Annotated in this window: 24 protein-coding genes; 20 read left to right on the plus strand and 4 right to left on the minus strand. The window is 62.8% G+C overall.

Annotated features, from left to right (window positions below; genetic code table 11):
- The first annotated feature begins 24 nt into the window (after positions 1-24).
- From pyrH to ASD15_RS22230, 15 genes are all read left to right on the plus strand, one after another.
- A complete protein-coding gene (gene pyrH, locus ASD15_RS22160; protein ID WP_057157159.1) occupies positions 25-741 on the plus strand; it encodes a UMP kinase in 717 nt (238 codons plus the stop codon).
- A gap of 29 nt (positions 742-770) precedes the next feature.
- Complete coding sequence (gene frr / locus ASD15_RS22165) at positions 771-1,331, plus strand: ribosome recycling factor (RefSeq protein WP_057157160.1); 561 nt, start codon at positions 771-773, stop codon at positions 1,329-1,331.
- A gap of 117 nt (positions 1,332-1,448) precedes the next feature.
- Complete coding sequence (gene uppS / locus ASD15_RS22170) at positions 1,449-2,201, plus strand: polyprenyl diphosphate synthase (RefSeq protein ID WP_057157161.1); 753 nt, start codon at positions 1,449-1,451, stop codon at positions 2,199-2,201.
- Positions 2,201-3,034: a phosphatidate cytidylyltransferase gene (locus ASD15_RS22175; RefSeq protein WP_057157162.1), complete on the plus strand. Its 834-nt coding sequence runs from the start codon at positions 2,201-2,203 to the stop codon at positions 3,032-3,034. Before uppS ends, ASD15_RS22175 begins: the two co-directional genes overlap by 1 nt.
- Before the next feature lie 8 nt (positions 3,035-3,042).
- A complete protein-coding gene (gene ispC, locus ASD15_RS22180; RefSeq protein WP_057157163.1) occupies positions 3,043-4,239 on the plus strand; it encodes a 1-deoxy-D-xylulose-5-phosphate reductoisomerase in 1,197 nt (398 codons plus the stop codon).
- Entirely contained in the window at positions 4,236-5,582 is a 1,347-nt protein-coding gene (gene rseP, locus ASD15_RS22185) for an RIP metalloprotease RseP (protein WP_057157164.1), read from the plus strand. The genes ispC and rseP overlap by 4 nt, the downstream gene beginning before the upstream one ends.
- A 55-nt stretch (positions 5,583-5,637) precedes the next feature.
- The gene (bamA, locus tag ASD15_RS22190; protein WP_057157165.1) at positions 5,638-7,968 is read left to right on the plus strand and encodes an outer membrane protein assembly factor BamA; all 2,331 of its coding nucleotides are present in this window, start codon (positions 5,638-5,640) and stop codon (positions 7,966-7,968) included.
- Between the two features lie 29 nt (positions 7,969-7,997).
- On the plus strand, positions 7,998-8,528 hold the full coding sequence (locus ASD15_RS22195; protein ID WP_082552045.1) for an OmpH family outer membrane protein: 531 nt from the start codon (positions 7,998-8,000) through the stop codon (positions 8,526-8,528).
- Positions 8,529-8,556: 28 nt separating this feature from the next.
- Positions 8,557-9,612 carry a UDP-3-O-(3-hydroxymyristoyl)glucosamine N-acyltransferase gene (gene lpxD / locus ASD15_RS22200; RefSeq protein ID WP_057157166.1) on the plus strand — a complete coding sequence of 352 codons (1,056 nt, stop codon included), beginning with the start codon at positions 8,557-8,559 and terminating at the stop codon, positions 9,610-9,612.
- 2 nt (positions 9,613-9,614) lie between these two features.
- The gene (gene fabZ / locus ASD15_RS22205) at positions 9,615-10,112 is read left to right on the plus strand and encodes a 3-hydroxyacyl-ACP dehydratase FabZ (protein WP_057157167.1); all 498 of its coding nucleotides are present in this window, start codon (positions 9,615-9,617) and stop codon (positions 10,110-10,112) included.
- Complete coding sequence (lpxA, locus tag ASD15_RS22210) at positions 10,112-10,903, plus strand: acyl-ACP--UDP-N-acetylglucosamine O-acyltransferase (protein WP_057157168.1); 792 nt, start codon at positions 10,112-10,114, stop codon at positions 10,901-10,903. The genes fabZ and lpxA overlap by 1 nt, the downstream gene beginning before the upstream one ends.
- The gene (gene lpxB, locus ASD15_RS22215; protein WP_057157169.1) at positions 10,887-12,041 is read left to right on the plus strand and encodes a lipid-A-disaccharide synthase; all 1,155 of its coding nucleotides are present in this window, start codon (positions 10,887-10,889) and stop codon (positions 12,039-12,041) included. The genes lpxA and lpxB overlap by 17 nt, the downstream gene beginning before the upstream one ends.
- Positions 12,038-12,664 carry a ribonuclease HII gene (gene rnhB, locus ASD15_RS22220; RefSeq protein WP_057157170.1) on the plus strand — a complete coding sequence of 209 codons (627 nt, stop codon included), beginning with the start codon at positions 12,038-12,040 and terminating at the stop codon, positions 12,662-12,664. Before lpxB ends, rnhB begins: the two co-directional genes overlap by 4 nt.
- Positions 12,661-13,446 (plus strand): RNA methyltransferase, encoded by a 786-nt coding sequence (locus ASD15_RS22225; protein WP_057157171.1) that lies wholly within the window; start codon positions 12,661-12,663, stop codon positions 13,444-13,446. The genes rnhB and ASD15_RS22225 overlap by 4 nt, the downstream gene beginning before the upstream one ends.
- A 21-nt stretch (positions 13,447-13,467) precedes the next feature.
- The gene (locus tag ASD15_RS22230; protein WP_057157172.1) at positions 13,468-14,664 is read left to right on the plus strand and encodes an EAL domain-containing protein; all 1,197 of its coding nucleotides are present in this window, start codon (positions 13,468-13,470) and stop codon (positions 14,662-14,664) included.
- 80 nt (positions 14,665-14,744) lie between these two features.
- On the opposite strand, the gene ASD15_RS22235 is transcribed toward ASD15_RS22230, so the two are convergent.
- Entirely contained in the window at positions 14,745-15,566 is an 822-nt protein-coding gene (locus tag ASD15_RS22235) for a helix-turn-helix domain-containing protein (protein ID WP_057157173.1), read from the minus strand.
- 108 nt (positions 15,567-15,674) lie between these two features.
- Here ASD15_RS22235 and ASD15_RS22240 point away from each other — a divergent pair, with 108 nt between their 5' ends.
- Complete coding sequence (locus ASD15_RS22240; RefSeq protein ID WP_057157174.1) at positions 15,675-15,995, plus strand: hypothetical protein; 321 nt, start codon at positions 15,675-15,677, stop codon at positions 15,993-15,995.
- Here the strand turns inward: ASD15_RS22240 and ASD15_RS22245 are convergent.
- Positions 15,970-16,818, minus strand: a complete 849-nt coding sequence (locus ASD15_RS22245) for a pyruvate, water dikinase regulatory protein (RefSeq protein ID WP_057157175.1) — start codon at positions 16,816-16,818, stop codon at positions 15,970-15,972. The genes ASD15_RS22240 and ASD15_RS22245 overlap by 26 nt on opposite strands.
- A 157-nt stretch (positions 16,819-16,975) precedes the next feature.
- Between ASD15_RS22245 and ppsA the strand changes: the two genes are divergently transcribed.
- The 4 genes from ppsA (at position 16,976) to ASD15_RS22265 (ending at position 21,584) form a co-directional block, all read left to right on the plus strand.
- Positions 16,976-19,405, plus strand: a complete 2,430-nt coding sequence (ppsA, locus tag ASD15_RS22250) for a phosphoenolpyruvate synthase (protein WP_057157176.1) — start codon at positions 16,976-16,978, stop codon at positions 19,403-19,405.
- 148 nt (positions 19,406-19,553) lie between these two features.
- Positions 19,554-19,973: an NfeD family protein gene (locus ASD15_RS22255; RefSeq protein ID WP_057157177.1), complete on the plus strand. Its 420-nt coding sequence runs from the start codon at positions 19,554-19,556 to the stop codon at positions 19,971-19,973.
- A gap of 34 nt (positions 19,974-20,007) precedes the next feature.
- Positions 20,008-20,931 carry an SPFH domain-containing protein gene (locus ASD15_RS22260; protein WP_057157178.1) on the plus strand — a complete coding sequence of 308 codons (924 nt, stop codon included), beginning with the start codon at positions 20,008-20,010 and terminating at the stop codon, positions 20,929-20,931.
- A 2-nt stretch (positions 20,932-20,933) separates the two neighbouring features.
- Complete coding sequence (locus ASD15_RS22265; protein WP_057157179.1) at positions 20,934-21,584, plus strand: hypothetical protein; 651 nt, start codon at positions 20,934-20,936, stop codon at positions 21,582-21,584.
- Between the two features lie 62 nt (positions 21,585-21,646).
- Here the strand turns inward: ASD15_RS22265 and ASD15_RS22270 are convergent, their stop codons facing one another.
- Positions 21,647-21,937, minus strand: a complete 291-nt coding sequence (locus ASD15_RS22270) for a DUF1330 domain-containing protein (protein WP_057157180.1) — start codon at positions 21,935-21,937, stop codon at positions 21,647-21,649.
- Between the two features lie 13 nt (positions 21,938-21,950).
- Positions 21,951-22,679 carry an SDR family NAD(P)-dependent oxidoreductase gene (locus ASD15_RS22275; RefSeq protein WP_057157181.1) on the minus strand — a complete coding sequence of 243 codons (729 nt, stop codon included), beginning with the start codon at positions 22,677-22,679 and terminating at the stop codon, positions 21,951-21,953.
- Positions 22,680-22,706: the final 27 nt, after the last annotated feature.

Here is a 22,706-nt window from a genome sequence, read left to right on the forward strand (position 1 = left end):
ACCCCAACTAAGGAGCCCCAGCTCATGTCAAAACCAGCCTACAAGCGCGTCCTCCTCAAATTGTCCGGTGAAGCCCTGATGGGCGACGATGCCTACGGCATCAACCGCGGCACGATCGAGCGCATGGTGGCCGATGTGGCCGAGGTCGCGAAACTGGGCGTGGAACTGGCAGTAGTGATCGGCGGCGGCAACATCTTCCGCGGCGTTGCGCCCGGCGCCCAAGGCATGGACCGCGCCACTGCGGACTACATGGGCATGCTGGCCACCGTGATGAACGCGCTGGCCCTGGCCGACGCCATGAAGCACGCCGGCGTGACCGCGCGCGTGATGTCGGCCATCGGCATCGACCAGGTGGTCGAGCCCTATGTGCGCCCGAAAGCGCTGCAATACCTGGAAGAGGGCAAGGTTGTCGTGTTCGCCGCAGGCACCGGCAATCCCTTCTTCACCACCGACACGGCCGCTGCCCTGCGCGGCTCGGAAATCAGCGCGGAAATCGTGCTGAAAGCGACCAAGGTGGACGGCATCTACACCGCCGACCCGAAAAAAGACCCGAACGCGACGCTGTTCCACACGATCTCGTTCGACGAAGCCATCGCCAAGCACCTGCAAGTGATGGATGCAACCGCATTCGCGCTGTGCCGCGACCAGAAACTGCCGATCAAAGTGTTCTCCATCACCAAGCCGGGCGCGCTGATGCGCGTGATTCTGGGCGAGGATGAGGGTACACTGGTTCACGTTTAATTATTTACCAAGATATACAGGAGCACAGCATGTCCGTAGCTGACGTTAAAAAGAACGCGCAAGACCGCATGGTCAAGTCGATCGAGACGCTGAAGGGCGACCTGGCCAAGGTCCGCACCGGCCGCGCCCACACCGGCATCCTCGACCACGTGATGGTGGAGTACTATGGCAACCCGACGCCGCTGAGCCAGGTGGCCAACCTGACGCTGGTGGATGCGCGCACCATCGGCGTGACGCCCTTCGAGAAGAAGATGGGCGCCACCATCGAGAAAGCCATCCGCGACGCCGACCTGGGCCTGAACCCGGCCTCGCAGGGCGACCAGATCCGCGTGCCGACCCCGGCCCTGACCGAAGAACGCCGCAAGGAAATGGTCAAGCTGGTCAAGAGCGAAGGCGAAGACGCCAAGGTCGCCGTGCGCAACATCCGCCGCGACGCCAACGAATCGCTGAAGAAGCTGGTGAAGGACAAGGCCATCTCGGAAGACGACGAGCGCCGCGGTTCGGACGACATCCAGAAGCTGACCGACAAGGCCATCGTCGACATCGACAAGCTGCTGGCTGAAAAAGAGAAAGAAGTGCTGACCGTATAAGGTAACTGCGGTTACAGTACGGTTACCGTACGGTACAGTGCGTATCTAGAACACGGGACGGGCCGCGCAAGGCGGCCTGTCCCCATTGTGGCGACACCTTTTTTGGCTTTAGAGTTCATGAAATATTCAAGTTCGACGACTGCGGTTCCGGATGCGCCCAAGGTGCCCCGCCACGTTGCCATCATCATGGACGGCAATGGACGCTGGGCGACCAAGCGCTTTCTGCCGCGTGTCGCCGGCCACGTCAAAGGCGTGGAAGCGGTGCGCAACATCGTGGAGGGCTGCGCGCTGCGCGGCGTGGAATACGTCACCCTGTTCGCCTTCAGTTCCGAGAACTGGCGCCGGCCGGAAGAGGAAGTGTCGCTGCTGATGCGCCTGTTCGTCACCGCGCTCGAGCGCGAAGTGTCCAAGCTGCACGCCAATAATATCCGCCTCAAGGTGGTGGGCGACCTGAGCCGCTTCGACGAGAAGCTGCGCGGCATGATCGCCGCCGCCGAGCGCAAGACTGCCAACAATACCCGCCTGACCGTCACCATCTGCGCCAACTACGGCGGCCGCTGGGACATCATGCAGGCGGTTGGCAAGATGGTGGCGGCCCATCCCGGCGCCACCGACTTCAGCGAAGAGCAGCTGGCCCCGCACCTGGCCATGGCCTACGCGCCCGAGCCGGACCTGTTCATCCGCACCGGCGGGGAGGAGCGCATCTCCAACTTCCTGCTGTGGCAGTTGGCCTATACCGAGCTGTTTTTCACCGACACTTACTGGCCCGATTTCTCGATCGAGAGCCTGGACGCGGCCATCGCGTCTTACCAGAACCGGGAGCGCCGCTTCGGCCGCACCGGCGACCAACTGGCTGAAAAGACCACCTGATGCTCAAAACCCGGATTATCACCGCTGTCGCGCTGCTGGCGGTCCTGCTGCCAGTCCTGTTCTTCAACTACTATCCGGCCGTGGCCGTGGTGGTGCTGGCCTTCTTCGGCGCAGCGGTGTGGGAAAGTTTCCGGCTGTTCAATACCCCCCGTCCGCTGCTGGCGGCGGCGGTGTGGGCGGCGGCGTTCGGCTACACTTTTTTGCTGCACGGCCTGAACGGCCCGGTCACCTTCTGGCTGGCGCTCGGCTTCGCCATCTGGCTGCTGCGCTTTACGCCCACGCTGTACACCGGCCTGCCGCCGGCTGAAAGCCTGGGCAACAAGATGCTCAGCGTGGTCTATGCCATCACGCTGGTGAGCTGCTTCGTGGCCATCCTGGCGCTGTACCTGAGGTCGCCGCTGTTCCTGATTTCCGCCATGGCGCTGGTGTGGATCGCCGATATCGGCGCCTACTTCAGCGGCAAGGCCTTCGGCAAGCGCAAGCTGGCGCCCACCATCTCGCCCGGCAAGTCCTGGGAAGGCGCGATTGGCGGCTGCATTGCCGTGGTGCTGCTGTCGGCCGTGAGCGTGCTGGCCGCACCGTCCTTCCCCTGGCTGCAGGACACCTTCGTGGTGGCCCTGCAGGCCAAGCGCGGCTGGGCGCTGACTATTATTATCCTGGTCGTGATCTGCGCCTTCAGCGTGATCGGCGACCTGTTTGAATCCATGCTGAAACGCCGCGCCGGCGCCAAGGACAGCAGCAACCTGCTGCCTGGCCACGGTGGCGTGCTGGACCGTATTGACGCCCTGGTGCCAGTGCTGCCGCTGGCCGCGCTGATCGCCGGCTGGGCATAAGGAGTACCATGCAACGCATTACCATATTGGGCGCCACCGGCTCCATCGGCGTCTCTACGCTGGACGTGCTGGCGCGTCACCCGGACCGCTATTCGGTCTATGCGCTGAGCGCGCACAGCCGCGTCGACGAATTGGCCGCACAGTGCGAACAGTTCAAGCCGGCGCGCGCCGTGGTCGGCACCGCCGCCGCCGCCGCGCAGCTGCAGGCCCTGCTGCGGGCCAAAGGCTTGCGCACCGAAGTCGAATACGGCGAACAGGCGCTGTGCGCCATTGCCAGCGCCGCTGAAACCGACACTGTGATGGCCGCCATCGTCGGCGCCGCCGGCCTGGCGCCCACGCTGGCCGCCGCGCGCGCCGGCAAGAAGGTGCTGCTGGCGAACAAGGAAGCGCTGGTCATGTCCGGCCAGCTGTTCATGGACGCGGTGCACGACAGCGGGGCGGTGCTGCTGCCCATCGACAGCGAACACAACGCCATCTTCCAGTGCCTGCCGCAGCATTACAGCCGGGTGCCGGGCGCCTCCGGCGTCACCAGGATCCTGCTGACCGCCTCCGGCGGTCCCTTCCTCAAGCGCGCCGTCGACACGCTGGACTCGGTCACGCCCGACGAGGCGTGCAAGCACCCGAAATGGTCGATGGGCCGCAAGATCTCGGTCGACTCGGCCACCATGATGAACAAGGGCCTGGAAGTGATCGAGGCCCACTGGCTGTTCGGCACCACCGCCGAGCAGATCGAAGTGGTGATCCACCCGCAGTCGGTGGTCCATTCCATGGTCTCCTACAACGACGGCTCGGTGCTGGCCGAACTGGGCAACCCGGACATGCGCACCCCGATCGCGCATGCGCTGGCCTACCCGGAGCGCATCGCATCCGGTGTGGCGCAGCTGGACCTGGCGCAAGTGGGCACGCTGCAGTTCGAGCGTCCCGACTTCGTGCAGTTCCCCTGCCTGGCGCTGGCTTTTAAGGCGCTCAAGGCCGGCGGCACCGCGCCCGCGCTGCTGAACGCGGCCAACGAAGTGGCGGTGGCCGCCTTCCTCGACAGCCGCATCGGCTTCCGCCAGATCGACCGCGTCATCGCCCAGGTGATGCAGGAGCTGCCGCACGGCGCCGCCGCCAGCATCGCGGCGGTGATGGAGCAGGATGGCCTGGCGCGCGCTGCCGCACAGCGTATCATCGGCAACATCACTAGCGGTTTGCGCCCACAATGAACTTCCTCACGACCCTGCTGGCTTTCGCGGTTGCGCTGGGATCGCTGATCATCTTCCACGAGCTGGGCCACTATTGGGTGGCGCGCTGGTGCGGCGTGAAAGTGCTGCGCTTCTCGGTCGGCATGGGCAAGGTGGTGTGGTCGCGCCGCGTCGGCCCGGACCAGACCGAATGGGCCGTGTCCGCCTTGCCGCTGGGCGGCTACGTCAAGATGCTGGACAGCCGTGAGCCCGACACCGGCCCGCTGTCCGATGCCGACAAGGCGCGCGAATTCACCCGCCAGAACGTGTGGAAGCGCATCGCCATCGTGGCCGCCGGCCCGCTGGCCAACTTCCTGCTGGCCATCTTCCTGTTCGCCGGCCTGTACATGGCCGGCATCGCCGAACCTTCCTCCAAAGTGGCGCCGCCCGCCGCCGACACGGCCGCCTTTGCTGCCGGCCTGAAGGGGGGCGACGTGGTTACCTCGGTGAACGGCGAGCGCGTGCGCGTCTGGTCCGACCTGCGCTGGGCCGTGATCCAGACCGCCATCGACAAGCAGGCCATGCGGCTGGAAGTGGACCGGCCCGGCAGTGGACGGCAGACGCTGTCGATACCGGCCAGCGCCATGGCCGGCATGGACCTGGAATCCGACGTGGCCGGCAAGCTGGGCTTCGGCCTGGCGCGGCCGCCCGCGCTGCTGGGCGAAATCCTGCCGGGCAGCGCCGCCGAGCGCGCCGGCCTGCGCAGCGGCGACCTGATCGAAGCCATCGACGGCAAGCCGGTCGAGGACTGGATCGCCTTCCTCACCGTGGTGCGCGGCTCGAACGGCAAAGCGCTGCAGCTGCAGGGCCTGCGCGGCGGCTCGCGGTTCGAATTGACCGTCACGCCGGACGTGGAGCGTAAAGGATCTGTAACAGTCAGTAAGATCGGCGCTTACGCCGGACAAGGCCCGGATATGATCGAAGTGACCGCCGGGCCGGTGGAGGCGGTAGGCAAGGGCGCCGTCAAGGTGTGGGATACCAGCGTCCTGACCCTGAAAATGATAGGGAAAATGATCGTCGGCGAGGTCTCGTGGAAGAATGTGACCGGACCTATCACCATAGCCGACTACGCCGGGCAGACCGCACGGATAGGCGTTGCCAGCTATCTGAGCTTCATTGCCTTCATCAGCATCAGTCTCGGGGTGATGAATTTGCTACCGATTCCCGTTCTTGATGGGGGACTTTTACTGTATTATTCGCTGGAAGTTTTAACCGGGCGTCCAGTGCCGGAGCGTTTTGGCGAGATAGCGCAGCGCCTCGGCGTTGGTCTGCTGGTGACATTAATGGCACTGGCTGTATTCAACGACGTGGCGCGCCTGCTTTAATAAGTTTATGTAGTCTGTAATTTGAGCCATTGATTTGAGCCATCGAATACCACCAATGAAATTATATTCTGACCGTATCGCCTTGCCTTCTTTTCGCCGCAGCCTGATCGGCGCCGCCGCCCTGGCACTCTGCTCCGGCAGCGCGTTCGCCATCAATCCCTTTGTCGTCAAGGACATCCGTGTCGAAGGCATCCAGCGTACGGAGGCCGGCACGGTCTTCAGCTACCTGCCGGTGCGCGTGGGCGAGACCTTCGACGACAAGAAGAGCGTGGCCGCCATCAAGGGCCTGTACGGTTCGGGTATATTCAAGGACGTGCGCCTGGAACAGGACGGCGACGTGCTGGTGGTGATCGTGGAAGAACGCCCGGCGATCGCCAAGGTGGACTTCACCGGCACCAAGGAATTCGAGAAAGACATGCTGGTCAAGGCGCTGAAGGACATCGGCGTGGGCGAAACCAAGACCTTCGACAAGGCATCGGTGGACCGCGCCGAGCAGGAGTTGAAGCGCCAGTACCTGTCGCGCGGCCTGTACGGCGTGAAGGTCACCACCACGGTCACGCCGATCGAGCGTAACCGCGTCAACATCGTGTTCGCGGTGGACGAAGGCGAAATCGCCAAGATCAAGCAAATCAACCTGGTGGGCAACAAGGCTTTCTCCGACAAGGAACTGCGCGAGAACCTGGCGCTGAACACCGGCGGCTGGTTCAGTTGGTACACCAAGGCCAACCAGTACTCCAAGACCAAGCTGACGGGCGACCTGGAGTCGCTCAAGTCCTTCTATCTGAACCGCGGCTATATCGAGATGCAGGTCGAATCGACCCAGGTGTCGATCACCCCGGACAAGAAGGACATCTACATCACCATCAACATCAGCGAAGGCGAGAAGTACAAGGTCGCCGACTACAAGTTCGAAGGCGAGATGTTCGGCCGCGAGGAAGAACTGCGCCAGCTGGTACTGCTGCGCAGGGGCGAAGTCTATTCGGGCGAGCGCCTGACCGCCACCAACAAGCTGATCACCGACCGCCTGGGCACCTTCGGCTACGCTTTCGCCAACGTCAACGTCGATCCGCAGATCGACCGCGAGAAGCGCGAAGTGAGCTTCACCTTCCTGATCGATCCGGGCAAGCGCGCCTACGTGCGCCACATGAATATCGCCGGCAATACCAGCACCCGCGACGAAGTGATCCGCCGCGAGTTCCGCCAGTTCGAATCGTCCTGGTACGACGCCAACAAGATCAAGCTGACCCGCGACCGCGTGGACCGCCTGGGCTACTTCAAGGACGTGACCATCGACACGCCGGAAGCGCAGGGCACCTCGGACCAGGTGGACGTGCAGCTGACCGTGGTCGAAAAGCCGACCGGTAACTTCCAGATCGGCGGCGCGTTCTCGCAGGCCGAAAAGTTCACCTTCTCGGCGTCGATCCAGCAGGCCAACTTCGCCGGCTCGGGCAACACCGTCGGCATCAACCTGAACACCAGCAAGTACAGCCGCACCATCGAGTTCTCGAACACCAATCCATACTACACGGATGATGGCGTGAGCCGCTCGTTCGACTTGTATATCCGTACCCTGAACCCGCCGGCGCTGAACATCGGTTCCTACACCATTAAACAGCACGGCGGCCGTATCAGCTGGGGTGTGCCGTTCTCGGAAGTGGACACCGTGTTCTTCGGCGCGGGCCTGGAACGCTCGTCGATCACCACCGACGAAACCAGCCCGGTGCGCTACCAGGATTATGTGCGCGACATCACCGGCAGCCCGGTGGGCACCGCCAAGACCGTTGCCGTGCCGCTGACCGCCGCCTGGGCGCGCGACAGCCGCGACAGCGCCCTGACCCCGACCGTGGGCCAGTACCAGCGCGTCAACCTGGAACTGGACGTGGTGGGCGAGTCGAAGTACTTCCGCGCCGTATACGAACACCAGCTGTTCAAGCCGCTGCACCCGAAAGTCACGCTGGCCCTGAAGGGCGAGATCGACTACGGCCACGGCATCGGCGACAAGCCGTATCCGGTGTTCAAGAACTTCTACGGCGGCGGCATCGGTTCGGTGCGCGGCTACCTGAGCTCCTCGCTCGGTATCGTCGACACCCGCTACGGCGACGCGCTGGGCGGCGCCTCGCGCCTGATCGGTAACGCCGAACTGCAGATGCCGTTCCCGGGTTCCGGCCAGGACCGCAGCTTGCGCTGGTTCGGCTTCCTTGACGGCGGCCAGGTGTACCAGGAAGGCCAGAAGATGCGCTTCTCGGAGCTGCGTTTCTCCACCGGCCTGGGCGTAAACTGGATTTCCCCGGTTGGTCCGCTGAAGTTGAGTTATGCTAAGCCTTTGAACGCCAAACCTGGCGACCGCCTGGAGCGCTTCCAGTTCCAGATGGGTAATGGATTCTAAGGGTACTAACTTTGATTCGGAGAAACACGTTGAAGACTGCTTCCGCTACCGCATCGGCTAAGGCCGCCAAGTATCTGGCCGTGCTTGCACTGGGCTTGAGCGCTTTGGGGCCGGCGCAAGCGCAGTCGTCCAAGATTGCGTGGCTCAGCACCGAGCGGATTTATAACGAATCGCGCCTGGCCAAGCTGGCCGGCGACAAGCTGGCCGAGGAGTTCAAGGCGCGCGAAAAAGCCATGCAGGACCTGGCTTCGCGCCTGAAAAGCGCCTCCGAAAAGCTGGAAAAGGAACTGCCGGCGCTGGGCGAGGCCGACCGCGTCAAACGCCAGCGCGAGTACTTCGAGCTGGACAAGGAGTTCCAGCGCCGCCAGCGCGAGTTCCGTGAAGACCTGAACCAGCGCACGAATGAAGAGCGCGCCGTCATTTCCGACAAGGCCACCCTGATCATCAAGCAGCTGGCGCAGACCGAAGGCTTCGATATCGTGCTGCAGGATGCGGTGTGGGCCAGCCCGCGCATCGACATCACCGACAAGGTGCTGGCGGCGCTCGACAAAAACAAATAGTCACACAGATATAGATTGGAACACCCCGATGGGCACTCGACTAGGAGAATTGGTCGAACGCTTGGGCGGGCAGCTGGTAGGCGATGCGGCACTGGAAGTGTCCGGCATCGCGCCACTGGCGGACGCCGGCGTTTCGCACATCAGCTTTCTCAGCAATAGCAAATTCCGCGCGCAGGCCGGCCAGAGCAAGGCCGCCGCGCTGATCGTCTCCGCACAGGACGACGAGACCGTGGCCGCGACCTACCAGGGCGCGCGCATCATCGTCAAAAATCCCTATGTGTACTTTGCCCGCGCGGCGCAATACTTTGAATCGCTGACGGCCATCGTGCCCGAGCCAGGCATCCATGCTTCGGCGGCGGTGCACGCCACGGCCACGGTGGACCCCAGCGCCCATATCGGCCCCTTCGTCAGCATCGAGGCGGGCGCGGTGATCGGCGCCGGCGCGGTGATCGAGCACGGCTGCTTCGTCGGCCGCGACGCGCAGGTGGGCGAGGGCACGCACTTCTTCGCCAACGTGACCTTGCAGGCGCGCTGCATCATCGGCAAGCGCGGCATCGTCCATTCGGGCGCCGTGATCGGCACCGACGGTTTCGGCTTTGCCAACGAGGGCGGTGTCTACATCAAGATTCCGCAGACCGGCCGCGTGGTGATCGGCGACGACGTCGATATCGGCGCCAACACCACGGTGGACCGCGGCGCGCTGGCCGATACCATCATAGAAGACGGCGTGAAGCTGGACAACCAGATCCAGATCGGCCACAACTGCGTGATCGGCGCGCACACGGCGATGGCCGGCTGCGTCGGCGTGGCCGGCAGCGCCGTCATCGGCAAGTACTGCACCTTCGGCGGCGCCGCCATGGTGCTGGGCCACCTGAAAATCGTGGACGGCGTACACGTCTCGTCGGGCAGCATGGTATCGCGTTCGATACTGGAGCCGGGCCAGTACACCGGCTTCTATCCGTTGGCAAAAAACGCCGATTGGGAAAAATCGGCCGCCATTGTTCGCAATTTGCCGGGGATGCGCGATAAAATCCGCGCGCTGGAAAAAAACATTAAAACTAAAGACGCTGACGTCAAAGACTAATCATGACCACTACCGAATTGAGCACCGCCCCGAAGACCATGGATATTTGCGAGATCAAGGCCTACCTGCCGCATCGCTATCCGCTGCTGCTGGTCGACCGCGTTCTGAACTACGAAGAGAACAAATCCATCACCGCCATTAAGAACGTCACCGTCAACGAAGAATTCTTCAACGGCCACTTCCCGCACAAGCCGGTCATGCCGGGCGTGCTGATGATCGAGGCGATGGCGCAAACCGCAGCGCTGCTGTCGTTCAAATCCATGGGCATCAAGCCGGACGAGAATTCGGTGGTCTACTTCGTCGGCATCGACGGCGCGCGCTTCAAGCGCCCCGTGGGCCCCGGCGACCAGCTGAAGATGGACGTGGAAATTCTGCGTGTGGCGCGCGGCATCTGGAAGTACAAGGCAGTCGGCACCGTCGACGGCCAGACCGCCGTGGAAGCGGAACTGATGTGCACCATCCGCAGCACCGCCGACGCGAGCCAGCCAGCGGGGCAGTAATGAGTCATATCCATTCCACCGCCATCGTTGACCCGAAAGCGCAGCTCGACAGCAGCGTGACGGTCGGCCCGTACTCGGTGATCGGCCCGAATGTGCGCATCGCGGCCGGCACCAAGGTCGGCCCGCACGTGGTGATCGAAGGCCACACCACCATCGGCCGCGACAACGTGCTGTTCCAGTTCTCGTCCATCGGCGCCGCGCCGCAGGACAAGAAATGGTCCGGCGAGCCGACCCGCCTGGAAATCGGCGACCGCAACACCATCCGCGAATTCTGCACCTTCAACACCGGCACCGTGCAGGACAAGGGCGTGACCAGGCTCGGCAACGACAACTGGATCTCGGCCTACGTCCACCTGGCGCACGACTGCATCGTCGGCAACAACACGATTTTCTCGAACAACGCCCAGATCGCGGGCCACGTCGAGATCGGCGACTGGGTCATCATGAGCGGCTTTGCCAATGTGCACCAGTTCTGCAAGATCGGCGCGCACGCCTTCGTCGGCATGAGCACCAGCCTGACGCAGGATGTGCCGCCGTTCGTGCTGTTGAACGGCAACCCGGCGGCGGCGCACGGCGTCAACATCGAAGGCCTGAAACGCCGCGGCTTCACGCGCGAGCAGATCAACGCCATCCGCGCTGCCTACAAAACGCTGTATCGCTCCGGCCTCACGCTGGAGGAGGCCAAGGCGGCCATGCTCGAACAGGAGAACGCCCTGGCCGAGGACGTGGCCGTGCACGCGCGCGCCATGCGCGAATTCCTCGATACGGCGAATCGTGGCATCGTCCGCTGACATTGCCGTCGCGGTAGTCGCCGGCGAGCCGTCCGGCGACGTGCTGGCCGCGCGCCTGCTGTCGGGCCTGCGGCCGCAGTTGCCGGAAGCGCGCTTTCACGGCATCGGCGGTCCGGCGATGATGGAGCACGGCTTCGAATCGCAATGGCCGATGGACAAGCTGACCGTGCGCGGCTTGCTGGCCGTGATTCCCCGCTACCGCGAAATCAAGGGCATCCAGAACACGCTGCGCGACCAGTTGCTGGCCGAACGGCCTGACGTGTTCATCGGCGCCGACTACCCGGGCTTCAACCTGGGACTGGAAGAACAGCTGAAGGCGGCCGGCATTCCCACCGTGCACTACATCGGGCCGCAGATCTGGGCCTGGCGCGGCGGCCGCATCAAGAAGATCATCCGCGCCGTGTCGCACATGCTGGTGGTGTTCCCCTTCGAGGAAGAAATTTACCGCAAGGCAGGTGTGCCATGCAGCTACGTCGGCCATCCGCTGGCCGAACTGGTGCCGTTGGCGCCGGACGAGGCCGCTGCGCGCCGCCTGCTGAGCCTGCCAGAGGTGGCCAACGTAGTCACCATCATGCCGGGCAGCCGCATGTCGGAGATCAAGTACAACACGGTAGCCTTCATGAAGGCGGCACGTTTGCTGAAGAAGCGCGACCGTTCGCTGCATTTCGTGGCGCCGATGGCAGGCGAGAAGCAACGCCAGTACTTCCTCCAGCTGGTGGCGGAAGCCGGCCTGCAGGATGTGGAGATCAAGCTGCTGGACGGCCAGTCGCACACCGCCATCGCGGCGGCGGACGCGGTGCTGGTCGCTTCCGGCACGGCGTCGCTGGAAGTGGCACTGTTCAAGAAGCCAATGGTGATCGCTTACAAGATGATGGCGCTGGAATGGCAGATTTTGCGGCATTTTGGCTACCAGCCGTGGATCGGCCTGCCGAACATCCTGGCGCGCGACTTCCTGGTGCCGGAGCTGCTGCAGGACGCGGCCAGCCCGGAGAACCTGGCCGAAGCCATGTGGCGCCAGCTGAGCGACGCGCCGCACCGCCTGAACCTGGCGGAACGGTTTACTGAAATGCACCACAGCCTGCTGCGCAATAGTGCGCAGGAAAGCGCGGCGGCAGTGATGAAAGTACTGAAGAAATGAAAACCCCACAACCCGGCCTGTTCGACGACTTGCCGCGCTCGCTCGACGAGATCATCTGCGGCGTGGACGAGGCCGGGCGCGGCCCGCTGGCCGGCCCGGTGTTCGCGGCGGCCGTGATCCTGCATCCCGAGCGTCCCATCGACGGCCTGCGCGACTCGAAAAAGCTGACCGAAGCCAAGCGCGACATGCTGGCGCCGCTGATCAAGAGCCATGCGCTGGCCTGGGCCATCGCCGAGGCCTCGGAGGCGGAGATCGACAAGCTCAACATCCTGCAGGCCAGCATGCTGGCCATGAAGCGCGCCGTGGAAGCGCTCAGCACCAGGCCGACCCTGGCGTTGATCGACGGCAACCACTGCCCGCGCATGATGATACAGACCATCGCCATCATCGGCGGCGACGACAAGGAAGACGCCATCTCGGCCGCCTCCATCCTCGCCAAGACCGCGCGCGACGCCGCGCTGGTGCAGCTGCACGCCGCCTATCCGCAGTATGCCTTCGACCAGCACAAGGGCTATGGCACCGCGCTGCACCTGGAGCGCCTGCGCGAACACGGCCCGTCGCCGGTGCACCGCCGCTCGTTCGCACCCGTACGGGAACTGCTGTTCATGAATAATTTGTTATGAAAACCATCACCTCGCGCGACAACGCGCAATACAAAGACCTGAAGCACCTGGCCACCAGCTCCCAGGCCCGCAAGAAAGCCGGCCAGACGCTGCTGGACGGGGTGCACCTGTGCCAGGCTTACCTGCAACTGCGCGGCCTGCCGGTGCAGTGCATCGTCAGTGAAACGGCGCTGAACAACCAGGAAGTGGCCGATATCGTCGGCAAAATCGAGCATCAGCGTGGCCATACCATCGCCTTGCCGGACGCGCTGTACAACGCCGTCAGCCAGGTTGAGCACGGCGTGGGCGTCATGTTCCAGATCGATACCCCCGAGCGCGCCGTGCCGGCGGCCATGACAATGTCCGCAGTCCTGCTGGACAATGTGCAGGATCCCGGCAACGTCGGCTCCATTTTGCGCAGCGCCGCTGCCGCCGGCATCAAACAGGTTTATTGCAGTGGCGGCAGCGCTTTCTGCTGGTCGCCGAAAGTGCTGCGGGCCGCCATGGGCGCCCATTTCGTGCTCGACATCTTTGAAAATGTCGATCTGGCGCCGCTGATGGCTGCCTCCAGTATTCCCACGCTGGCCACCAGCGGCTATGCCACCACCCGCCTGTACGATGCGGACCTGGCCAGGCCGGTAGCCTGGGTATTCGGCCACGAAGGGCAGGGCGTGGCGGACGACCTGCTGTCCCTGGCAACGCAGACCGTGGTCATCCCCCATCTCGGCCAGGTGGAATCCCTGAACGTCGCCGCGTGTGCGGCTGTATGCTTTTTCGAGCAAGTCAGGCAGAATCAGCAGTAAATAAGTTTCTCTGGAGCAGGCATGGACATCGCGCAGTTGCAGTTTCTGGTAGCGGAGGGGGATCCTGGCCAGCGCCAGGCGCTGGTGGACATGTTGCGCCGCCTGGGCGCCGCCCAGGTTGCCGACGCGCCGGACGGCCACGGTGTGCTGCGCCACCTCAGCGCTGACTTCGTGCCGGCCGTGAATATCGCCATCCTCGACCTGGCGCTGCCCGGTATCGACGCGCTGGAACTGATACGCCGCCTGGCCGAGTCCGGCAGCCGCGCCGGGATTATCGTTGCCGGCGCCCAGAAATCCGACGTGCTGTTTTCGATTGAAACCATGGCCCAGGCCTATGGCGTGGATTTACTCGGCGCCATTGCCAAGCCGGTAGGTGAACAGCGCCTTCAGACATTGATCAGTAATTACCAGGGCGCGCGCGCCGATTCCAGTGCCAAAGCCGGTCCTGTATTCAGTTTTGCCGAAGTGGGGCGCGGTTTGCAGGCACGCGAATTCGATCCGTTCTTCCAGCCTAAAATCGAATTGGAATCCGGCCTGGTAAAAGGGCTGGAAATGTTCGCCCGCTGGCGGCATCCGGAACACGGCGTACTGGGGCCGGCCGCATTCATGCGCGCGCTGGAGGAAAATAAGCGCATCGATTTTCTCGACTGGAGCATGATAGAGAAATCGGTAGCCGCCTGCCGTACGCTGCACGATAAAGGCATTCCGATTTCGGTGTCGATTAATGTGGACCAGGCGACCTTGGCTCATCCGCAATTCATGGCGCAAATCGGCGCATGCCTGGAACGCCATCGCATATTGGCAGACTACATTACTTTTGAAATGACAGAATCGGCTGTGCTGTCGGCCGAACCGCATTTCCTGGAACGCCTGCTGCGTTTGCGCATGCAGGGATTCGGATTGGCAATTGACGATTACGGTACCGGCCGGTCGAATCTGCAATTATTGGCCGCCGTGCCATTCACGGAATTAAAAATAGACCGCAGTTTCGTCGATGGCGCATCGCGCCGGCGCGCCATCAGTACGGTATTAAAATCCTGCCTCGGCCTGGCGCGCAGCCTGGATCGCCGTTCGGTGGCGGTCGGTGTGGAAACCAAGCAGGATTGGGATTTCCTGCAAGGCCTGGGTTGCACCTACGCGCAGGGCTATTACATTGCCAAACCCATGCCGGTCGAAGAATTCCCCGATTGGCTGAACGACTGGCGCCAGTTTTTCTAATCGCCATCAACTTTCTACAGCGGCCGCAGAGATGCGGCCGCTGTTGTTTCATAGGCAGCCCATGCCAGTTATTGGCGCAATCAAGCTGGTATCGGGCACGAGGTGGACGCGTCGGCGGACCGGCGCGCGAGTACGGCGGCTGTGAAATCGTCTGCGGGGAAGAATGTCTCGATGGCCAGCTCCTGCAGCGTGATATCGTGCGGCGTGCCGAATATGGTAACGGTGCTGATAAAGCTCAATATTCCGGAAGCGCTTCTCAGGCGCAGCGGCAGTAATACGCCGGGCGCATCGTATTCCTTCCCGGACCTATTGTCCCGCAAGGCAGGAAACGGATAGTCCCTTACTTCGGCAATCAGGGATCGCAGGTGGGAATCGCCGCCTGATTCCAGCTGCCGTGCCAAACGCTCCAGTATGTGTGTGCGCCATTGCGGGTAATTGATGATGCTGGAACCTAGTCCATCCGGATGCAGGCTGAATTTCACCACGTTGACCGGCTCCGCCAGCAGTGCCGGATGGGCGCCGCTCAGCAGCACGCCCACGGCCTGGTTCATCGCGACGATTTCGTAGCGGCCATTCATCACCAGGCAAGGATTCGGCATATGGCTTTTTAAAACAATATTGAGCGAATGTCTTGCTGCCCGCATTTCCGGCGCGTCCAGCGCGCTGGTTTTATACATCGGTGCAAAGCCGGCCGCTTCCAGAATGTTATTGCGCTCCCTCGGCGGAATATTCAGCCGGTCGGAAAGGCGCAGCACCATTTCGCGGCTGGGGCTGGAGCGGCCGGTTTCCAGAAAGCTTAAATGGCGGGCCGACAGGTCCGCACTTTCCGCCAGACCTTGCTGGCTGAGATGCCGCAGTTTGCGCCATACGCGCAAATGCTCGCCGAAAGTCGAATTATTCATGCAGGCTATTCTAACCGGCGTTGGGGGCGGGAGCATTACCTTGCAGGTAATGGCACGCCGACACTGTAATGCCGATAATCGGGCATCCAACCTTTGAAAGGAATAATCATGCAGCGCACCTTGATCGCCGTCGTCCTGGTTTTGTTTGGCGCCCTGAGTCTGCCGGCCATGCTGCAGCATGGCTATGTCGGCATCTGGGAGGTGCAGTTCCGCACCTGGGCCGGCATGCAGGTGCTGGCCGACCTGGCCATTGCGCTGGTGCTGGTGCTGGCGTGGATATGGAAGGACGCCAAGGCGGCGGGGCGCAACCCGTGGCCCTGGATTGCGGCCACCCTGACGCTGGGCTCGTTCGCCCCGCTGGTGTATTTGCTGACGCGCCGCCGGCAGGCGGCGCGGGTGGAGGTCAGTACTCGCGCCGGTTCGGCTTAATTTCCTGCAAGATCGTGGTCGAAATCTCCTCGATCGACTTGGTGGTCGAGGACAGCCAGCGGATGCCTTCCCGCTTCATCATCATCTCCGCCTCGTTCACCTCGTAGCGGCAGTTCTCGATGGACGCGTACTTGCTGCCGGCGCGGCGCTCGTTGCGGATCTCGGCCAGCCGCTCCGGGGTGATGGTCAGCCCGAAAATCTTCGATTTGAACTGGTACAGCGAGGACGGCAGCTTGCCGCGCTCGAAATCGTCCGGGATCAGCGGATAGTTGGCCGCCTTGATGCCGTACTGCATCGCCAGGTACAGGCTGGTCGGGGTCTTGCCCGAGCGCGACACGCCGACCAGGATCACATCCGCCGACGACAGGTTCTTATGCGACTGTCCGTCATCATGGGCCAATGAGAAGTTAATCGCCTCGATGCGGTTCTTGTATTCCTCGCTGTCCACGATATTGTGCGAACGGCCGATGGTGTGCGTCGACATCACGCCCAATTCCTGCTCCAGCGGCGCCACGAAGGTCTGGATCAGATCCATATGCATGCCATTGCATTTGCGGATCACTTCCGACAATTCCGTCTTTACCAGGGTGGAAAAGATAATCGGCCGCTGGCCGTCTGTGGCGGCCGCTTCATTAATCTTGCGGGCCGCGTCGTAAGCCTTGTCCAGCGTGTCGATAAACGGCAATCGGATCTGGCGGAAGCGCAATTCGAACTGCGTCAGCACGGAATGGCCGAACGTTTCCGCAGTGATACCAGTGCCGTCGGAGACGAAAAACACGGTGCGCGCGGCGGCGGGGAGGGGCGGGCGTTGTTCTTGTGTCATGAGGGAGTGCTTAGAGCTATGTTGTGAATCGTCAATTTGCGCCGCAGGCTGTAGAATGCACAGCAACGGTAAGATTGTGCTGCACGATGCTAAGAATAACAAGAATCAATATCGGCCAGCCTGCGTAAAGATTTCTATCATCAGTAAAGGTGTCACTATGACTAACGCAGCACTGAAGGAGCAGCAGAACGGCGATGCCGTCTATGTCGCTTCGTTTGAGAACTTGCGCATGACGGATGTGGAGTCCGTCGGCGGTAAGAACGCCTCCCTGGGCGAGATGATCAGCCAGCTCGCTGGCGCCGGGGTCCGGGTGCCGGGGGGCTTCGCCACCACGGCCCAGGCTTTCCGCGACTTCCTGTCGCACAGCGTTGGCGGCGGCAAGCCGCTGGCCCAGCGCATCGCCGACCGCCTGGAAGGCTTGAACATCGACGACGTGCGCTCGCTGGCGCAAGCCGGCGCCGAAATCCGCCAATGGATCGTGGAAACCCCGTTCCAGCCTCGCCTGCAGGCTGAAATCGAGGAGTTCTACGCGCGCCTGGTGGCCGACTCCGAAACCGAAATGTCCTTCGCCGTGCGCTCCTCGGCCACCGCCGAAGACTTGCCGGACGCGTCCTTCGCGGGCCAGCAGGAATCCTTCCTGAACGTGGTCGGCATCGAAAACGTGCTGGACGCCATGAAGCACGTGTTCGCGTCCCTGTACAACGACCGCGCGATTTCCTACCGCGTGCACAAAGGCTTCACGCATGCCGAAGTGGCGCTGTCGGCCGGCGTGCAGCGCATGGTGCGTTCGGACGTGGGCGCCGCAGGCGTGATGTTTACCATCGACACCGAATCCGGCTTCAAGGACGTGGTCTTCATCACCTCCAGCTACGGCTTGGGCGAGACGGTGGTGCAGGGCGCGGTCAACCCGGACGAGTTCTACGTGCACAAGCCGATGCTGGAACAGGGCAAGTCGCCTGTCATCCGCCGCAACATCGGTTCCAAGCTGATCAAGATGGAATTCACCGCCGAAGCGAAAGCCGGCCGTTCCGTCAAGACCGTGGACGTGCCGATCGAAATGCGCAACCGCTACTCGCTGAACGACGAAGAAATCGTTGAACTGGCGAAGTACGCCGTCATCATCGAGAACCACTACCAGCGTCCGATGGACATCGAGTGGGGCAAGGATGGCCGCGACGGCAAGCTGTACATCCTGCAAGCGCGTCCGGAAACCGTGAAGTCGCAGCAGAAATCGACCGACGCGCAGCAGCGCTTCAAGCTGAAGTCGACCGGCACCGTGCTGACCTCCGGCCGCGCCATCGGCCAGAAGATCGGCGCCGGCCCTGTGCGCGTGATCTCCGACCCGTCCGAGATGGAACGCGTACAGCCGGGCGACGTGCTGGTGGCCGACATGACCGACCCGAACTGGGAACCGGTCATGAAGCGCGCTTCCGCCATCGTCACCAACCGTGGCGGCCGTACTTGCCACGCGGCGATTATTGCGCGTGAACTGGGCGTGCCTGCGGTAGTGGGTTGCGGCGACGCAACCGAGATCCTGAAAGACGGCACCTTCGTCACCGTATCCTGCGCCGAAGGCGACGAGGGCAAGATCTACGACGGCCTGCTGGAAACCGAAGTGTCGGAAGTGGCGCGCGGCGAACTGCCGCCGCTGAAAACCAAGATCATGCTGAACGTGGGCAACCCGCAGCTGGCCTTCGACTTCCAGTCGGTGCCGAACGCCGGTGTGGGCCTGGCCCGCCTGGAGTTCATCATCAACAACAACATCGGCGTGCACCCGAAAGCCATCCTGGAATACCCGAACATCGACGCCGACCTGAAGAAGGCCGTGGAGTCGGTGGCGCGCGGCCATGCTTCGCCGAAGGCGTTCTACGTGGACAAGCTGGCCGAAGGGATCGCCACCATTGCCGCCGCGTTCTGGCCGAAAAAGGTAATCGTGCGCATGTCCGACTTCAAGTCGAACGAGTACAAGAAGCTGATCGGCGGCTCGCGCTACGAGCCGGACGAGGAAAACCCGATGCTGGGCTTCCGCGGCGCGGCACGCTACCTGTCGGCCGACTTCGCCGGTGCGTTCGAAATGGAATGCCTGGCCATGAAGCGCGTGCGCAACGACATGGGCCTGACCAACGTCGAGATCATGGTGCCGTTCGTGCGCACCCTGGGCCAGGCTGAGAAAGTGGTCAACCTGCTGGCCAAGAACGGCCTGAAGCGCGGCGAAAACGGCCTGCGCCTGATCATGATGTGCGAAGTGCCTTCGAATGCGGTGCTGGCCGACCGCTTCCTGGAGTTCTTCGACGGCTTCTCGATCGGTTCCAACGACCTGACCCAGCTGACCCTGGGCCTGGACCGCGACTCCGGCATGGAACTGCTGGCCGCCGACTTCGACGAGCGCGATCCTGCGGTGCAGGCGCTGTTGCAGATGGCCATCCAGGCCTGCCTGAAGCAGGGCAAGTACATCGGCATCTGCGGCCAGGGCCCTTCGGACCACCCGGAACTGGCGGTATGGCTGATGGAGCAGGGCATTGAATCGATGTCGCTGAACCCGGACTCGGTAATTGATACCTGGCAGAAACTGGCAGCATTGCAATAAAACAAGTTGACGTTGAGGTGTTTTGAGTTAGACTGGAGTTATTGGAACGTTTAGCAAAAAACCATCAAAACCTCACACATTGCAGCAAGAACCCTCGTCGCCTTCGCAGGCAGCGGGGGTTTTTTATTTTTCACAACGAGGAGGCATCATGTCTGACTGGAGCATGTGGCTGTTGGCCGCAGGCGTGCTGGTGGTGTTGGAGCTGCTGACCGGCACCTTCTACCTGCTGATGATCGCGGTCGGACTGGCGGCCGGGGCGGCGGTGGCATTCGCCGGCGCGTCCGGGCCGGTGCAGACGGTGACGGCTGCCGTGGTCGGCGTGCTGGCAACCGGGCTGCTTTACCGCAGCAAATACGGCAAGTCCGGCAGCGTGGACGCGGCGGTGGACCCGAACGTGAACATGGATATCGGCCAGACCGTCAGCGTGCCGGCCTGGCAGGACGGCATGGCGCGCGTGATGTACCGCGGCGCGCTGTGGGATGTGGAACTGGCGCCGGGTTCATCGCCGGCGCCGGGGCTGTACACCATCCGCGAAGTACGCGGCAGCCGGCTGATCGTCGGCGCCTGACCCTTGAAAGAGTAGACAAAACGTGGAGAACTTTATGGAAATCGGCATCGGCAACGTCAGCTTCGTCATCTTCATCCTGGCGCTGGTATTCGTGTTCAAGACCATCAATGTGGTGCCGCAGCAGCACGCCTGGGTGGTCGAGCGCCTCGGCAAATACCACGCCACGCTGGGCCCCGGCCTGAACATCGTGGTGCCCTTCGTGGACCGCATCGCCTACAAGCACGTGCTCAAGGAAATCCCGCTCGACGTGCCGCCGCAGGTCTGCATCACCAAGGACAACACGCAGCTGCAGGTGGACGGCATTCTCTACTTCCAGATCACCGACGCCATGCGCGCCTCCTACGGCTCGTCCAACTATATCGCCGCGATTACCCAGCTGGCGCAGACCACCTTGCGTTCCGTGATCGGCCGCATGGAACTGGACAAGACCTTTGAAGAGCGCGAACACATCAACACCGCCATCGTCAACGCCATCGACGAGTCGGCCGCCAACTGGGGCGTGAAAGTGCTGCGTTACGAGATCAAGGACCTGACGCCGCCGAGCGAGATCCTGCACGCCATGCAGGCCCAGATCACCGCCGAGCGCGGCAAGCGCGCGCTGATTGCCGCTTCCGAAGGCCGCAAGCAGGAACAGATCAACATCGCCACCGGCGAACGGGAAGCGTCGATTGCCCGTTCCGAAGGCGAAAAGCAGGCCGCCATCAACCGCGCCCAGGGCGAGGCAGCTGCCATCACGGCGATCGCCGACGCCACGGCCGGCGCGCTGCGCGAAGTGGGCGCCGCGATCCAGTCGCAAGGCGGCGCGGACGCGGTGAACCTGAAAGTGGCCGAGAAATACGTGGAAGCGTTTGCCGAGCTGGCCAGGACCAACAACTCCCTCATCGTTCCCGCCAACCTGGGCGACATGAGCGGCCTGATCGCCACCGCGATGCAGGTGGTGAAGACGCAGAAACCCTGAACTTGAACATACCCTTCCATTACCAGGCGGCGCTCGCCCTCATCGGCGTGAGCGCCTTGTGGGCGGTGCTGGCGCCGGTTTATGCGGCAGCCCACACTTGGCTCCGCAACGGGGACGTGGCCAGCGGCTCCGCTACCGTTGCGGAAGCAGCTACTGGCAAGAAGGGGAGGCCCGCCGCATGCAGTGCCATCGTGATTGCTGTGCCGGCATGCGTTTGGCTGAACCTGTCGCTGGCGCTGCACGCACTCAATCTGCTTGCGGTTGGCTTGGCAATCTGCTGCGGTGCGGTACTGGTTTATCGCGCGTTCAAGTGGTACCCGCGCTGGCTGGGCGTTCCGGTTGGCGTGCTGTCCGCGCTCGGATGGTTGCTGGTCGTCGGCATGTTGATACTGGACGGGTTGTTTGGAGGTGGCTCGCCGCGTACGGCCCACATAGGCAACGGTCGACATTGCGAGTTGCGCGAATACGGTTTCGTCACTTCGGATCAGGGCAGCATTACGCGGGTCTACCAGCGCCACTTCTTTATCGACAGGCAAATCGGAAAATTCGTGATCTCCTACATATACCCGGGCGCTCCCGGCCCTGCGCCGGATTTGCAGCAGCGCTGCGAGCGCGCATTGATGGCCGAACAGCGCCGCCAGGCCTTGAACTAGCCAGTCATTGACCTGCGTCGGGCGTCAGCAGCTTGCTTGCTTTGAGCCTGGCTCTGCTTCGGCTATAAGCCTTCGACGATGCGGAAGTCGCGTTCGGCGCCGTCGCCCAGCGCTTCGACCGATGCCGCGTAAGCCGGACTGGCGTACGCTTCCCGTGCCGCCTCGATGGAGGGGAACTCGATCACCACCGTCAGTTGCTGTACACCGTTCTCCTGCACCTCCGGCCGCGTGTTAAACACCAGCGCGCGTCCTCCGGCCGCTTCAATCGGTGGCCGGGCCAACTCGGCGTAGGCCTTCACTTTCGCCTGGTCCGAGATCGACCGGTAGGCGACTATCCAATATCCCTTTTTCATGCTGTCTCCTTGATTACCATTTACCGTTGTGGGCGCCGCCGTCGACGCGCAGTACTTCGCCGCTGACTTGCCTGGCTTCCGTCAGATATACCACGGCATGGGCAATGTCCTCAACGCTGGCGGTGGAATTGTTCGGCGCCAGCGACTTGAGGAAGTCGGACGGGATGCCGTCGGTCAGCGGGGTGTCGACAATACCGGGCGCCACCACGTTGACGCGGATGCCTTGCGAAGCGAATTCGGACGCCAGGCTGCGGCTCACGGCTTCAATGCCGCCCTTGGTAATCATCGGCACGGCGGCGGTGAGGGCGCGGTTCGGGCTGCCTACCAATGTGCTGGAGATGCCCACGATGCTGCCGCCGCGCTCCTGCTTCAGCATCTGCCTGATGACCAGCTGGCTGATGTACAGGTAGCCTTCCAGATTGGTGCGCGACAGCGCAGCGAAGTCGGCCGGGGTGTAGTCGAGGAAAGGCTTGGCGATGAAGATGCCGGCATTGTTCACCAGGCCGTCGATGCCGCCGAAGCGCTCCACCGCCGCCGCCACTACCTTGATTGCGGTGGCCAGCTCGCCGATGTCGCCATCCACCAGCGCCAGGTTGGCGGAAGGCTGGAACGCCTCGGACTGGCTGATAGTGCGCGAGGTGGCCACCACGTTGTAGCCGCGCGCCAGGAAGGCTTCGACGATGCCTGCGCCGATGCCTTGCGACGCGCCGGTGACGATGATGGTTTTTTGCTGTTGAGTCATGCTAGCTCCTGATGGGGTGAAGGGCTT

This window comes from Massilia sp. Root351 (assembly GCF_001425045.1).
In the GTDB taxonomy this organism is placed as follows: domain Bacteria; phylum Pseudomonadota; class Gammaproteobacteria; order Burkholderiales; family Burkholderiaceae_D; genus Rugamonas.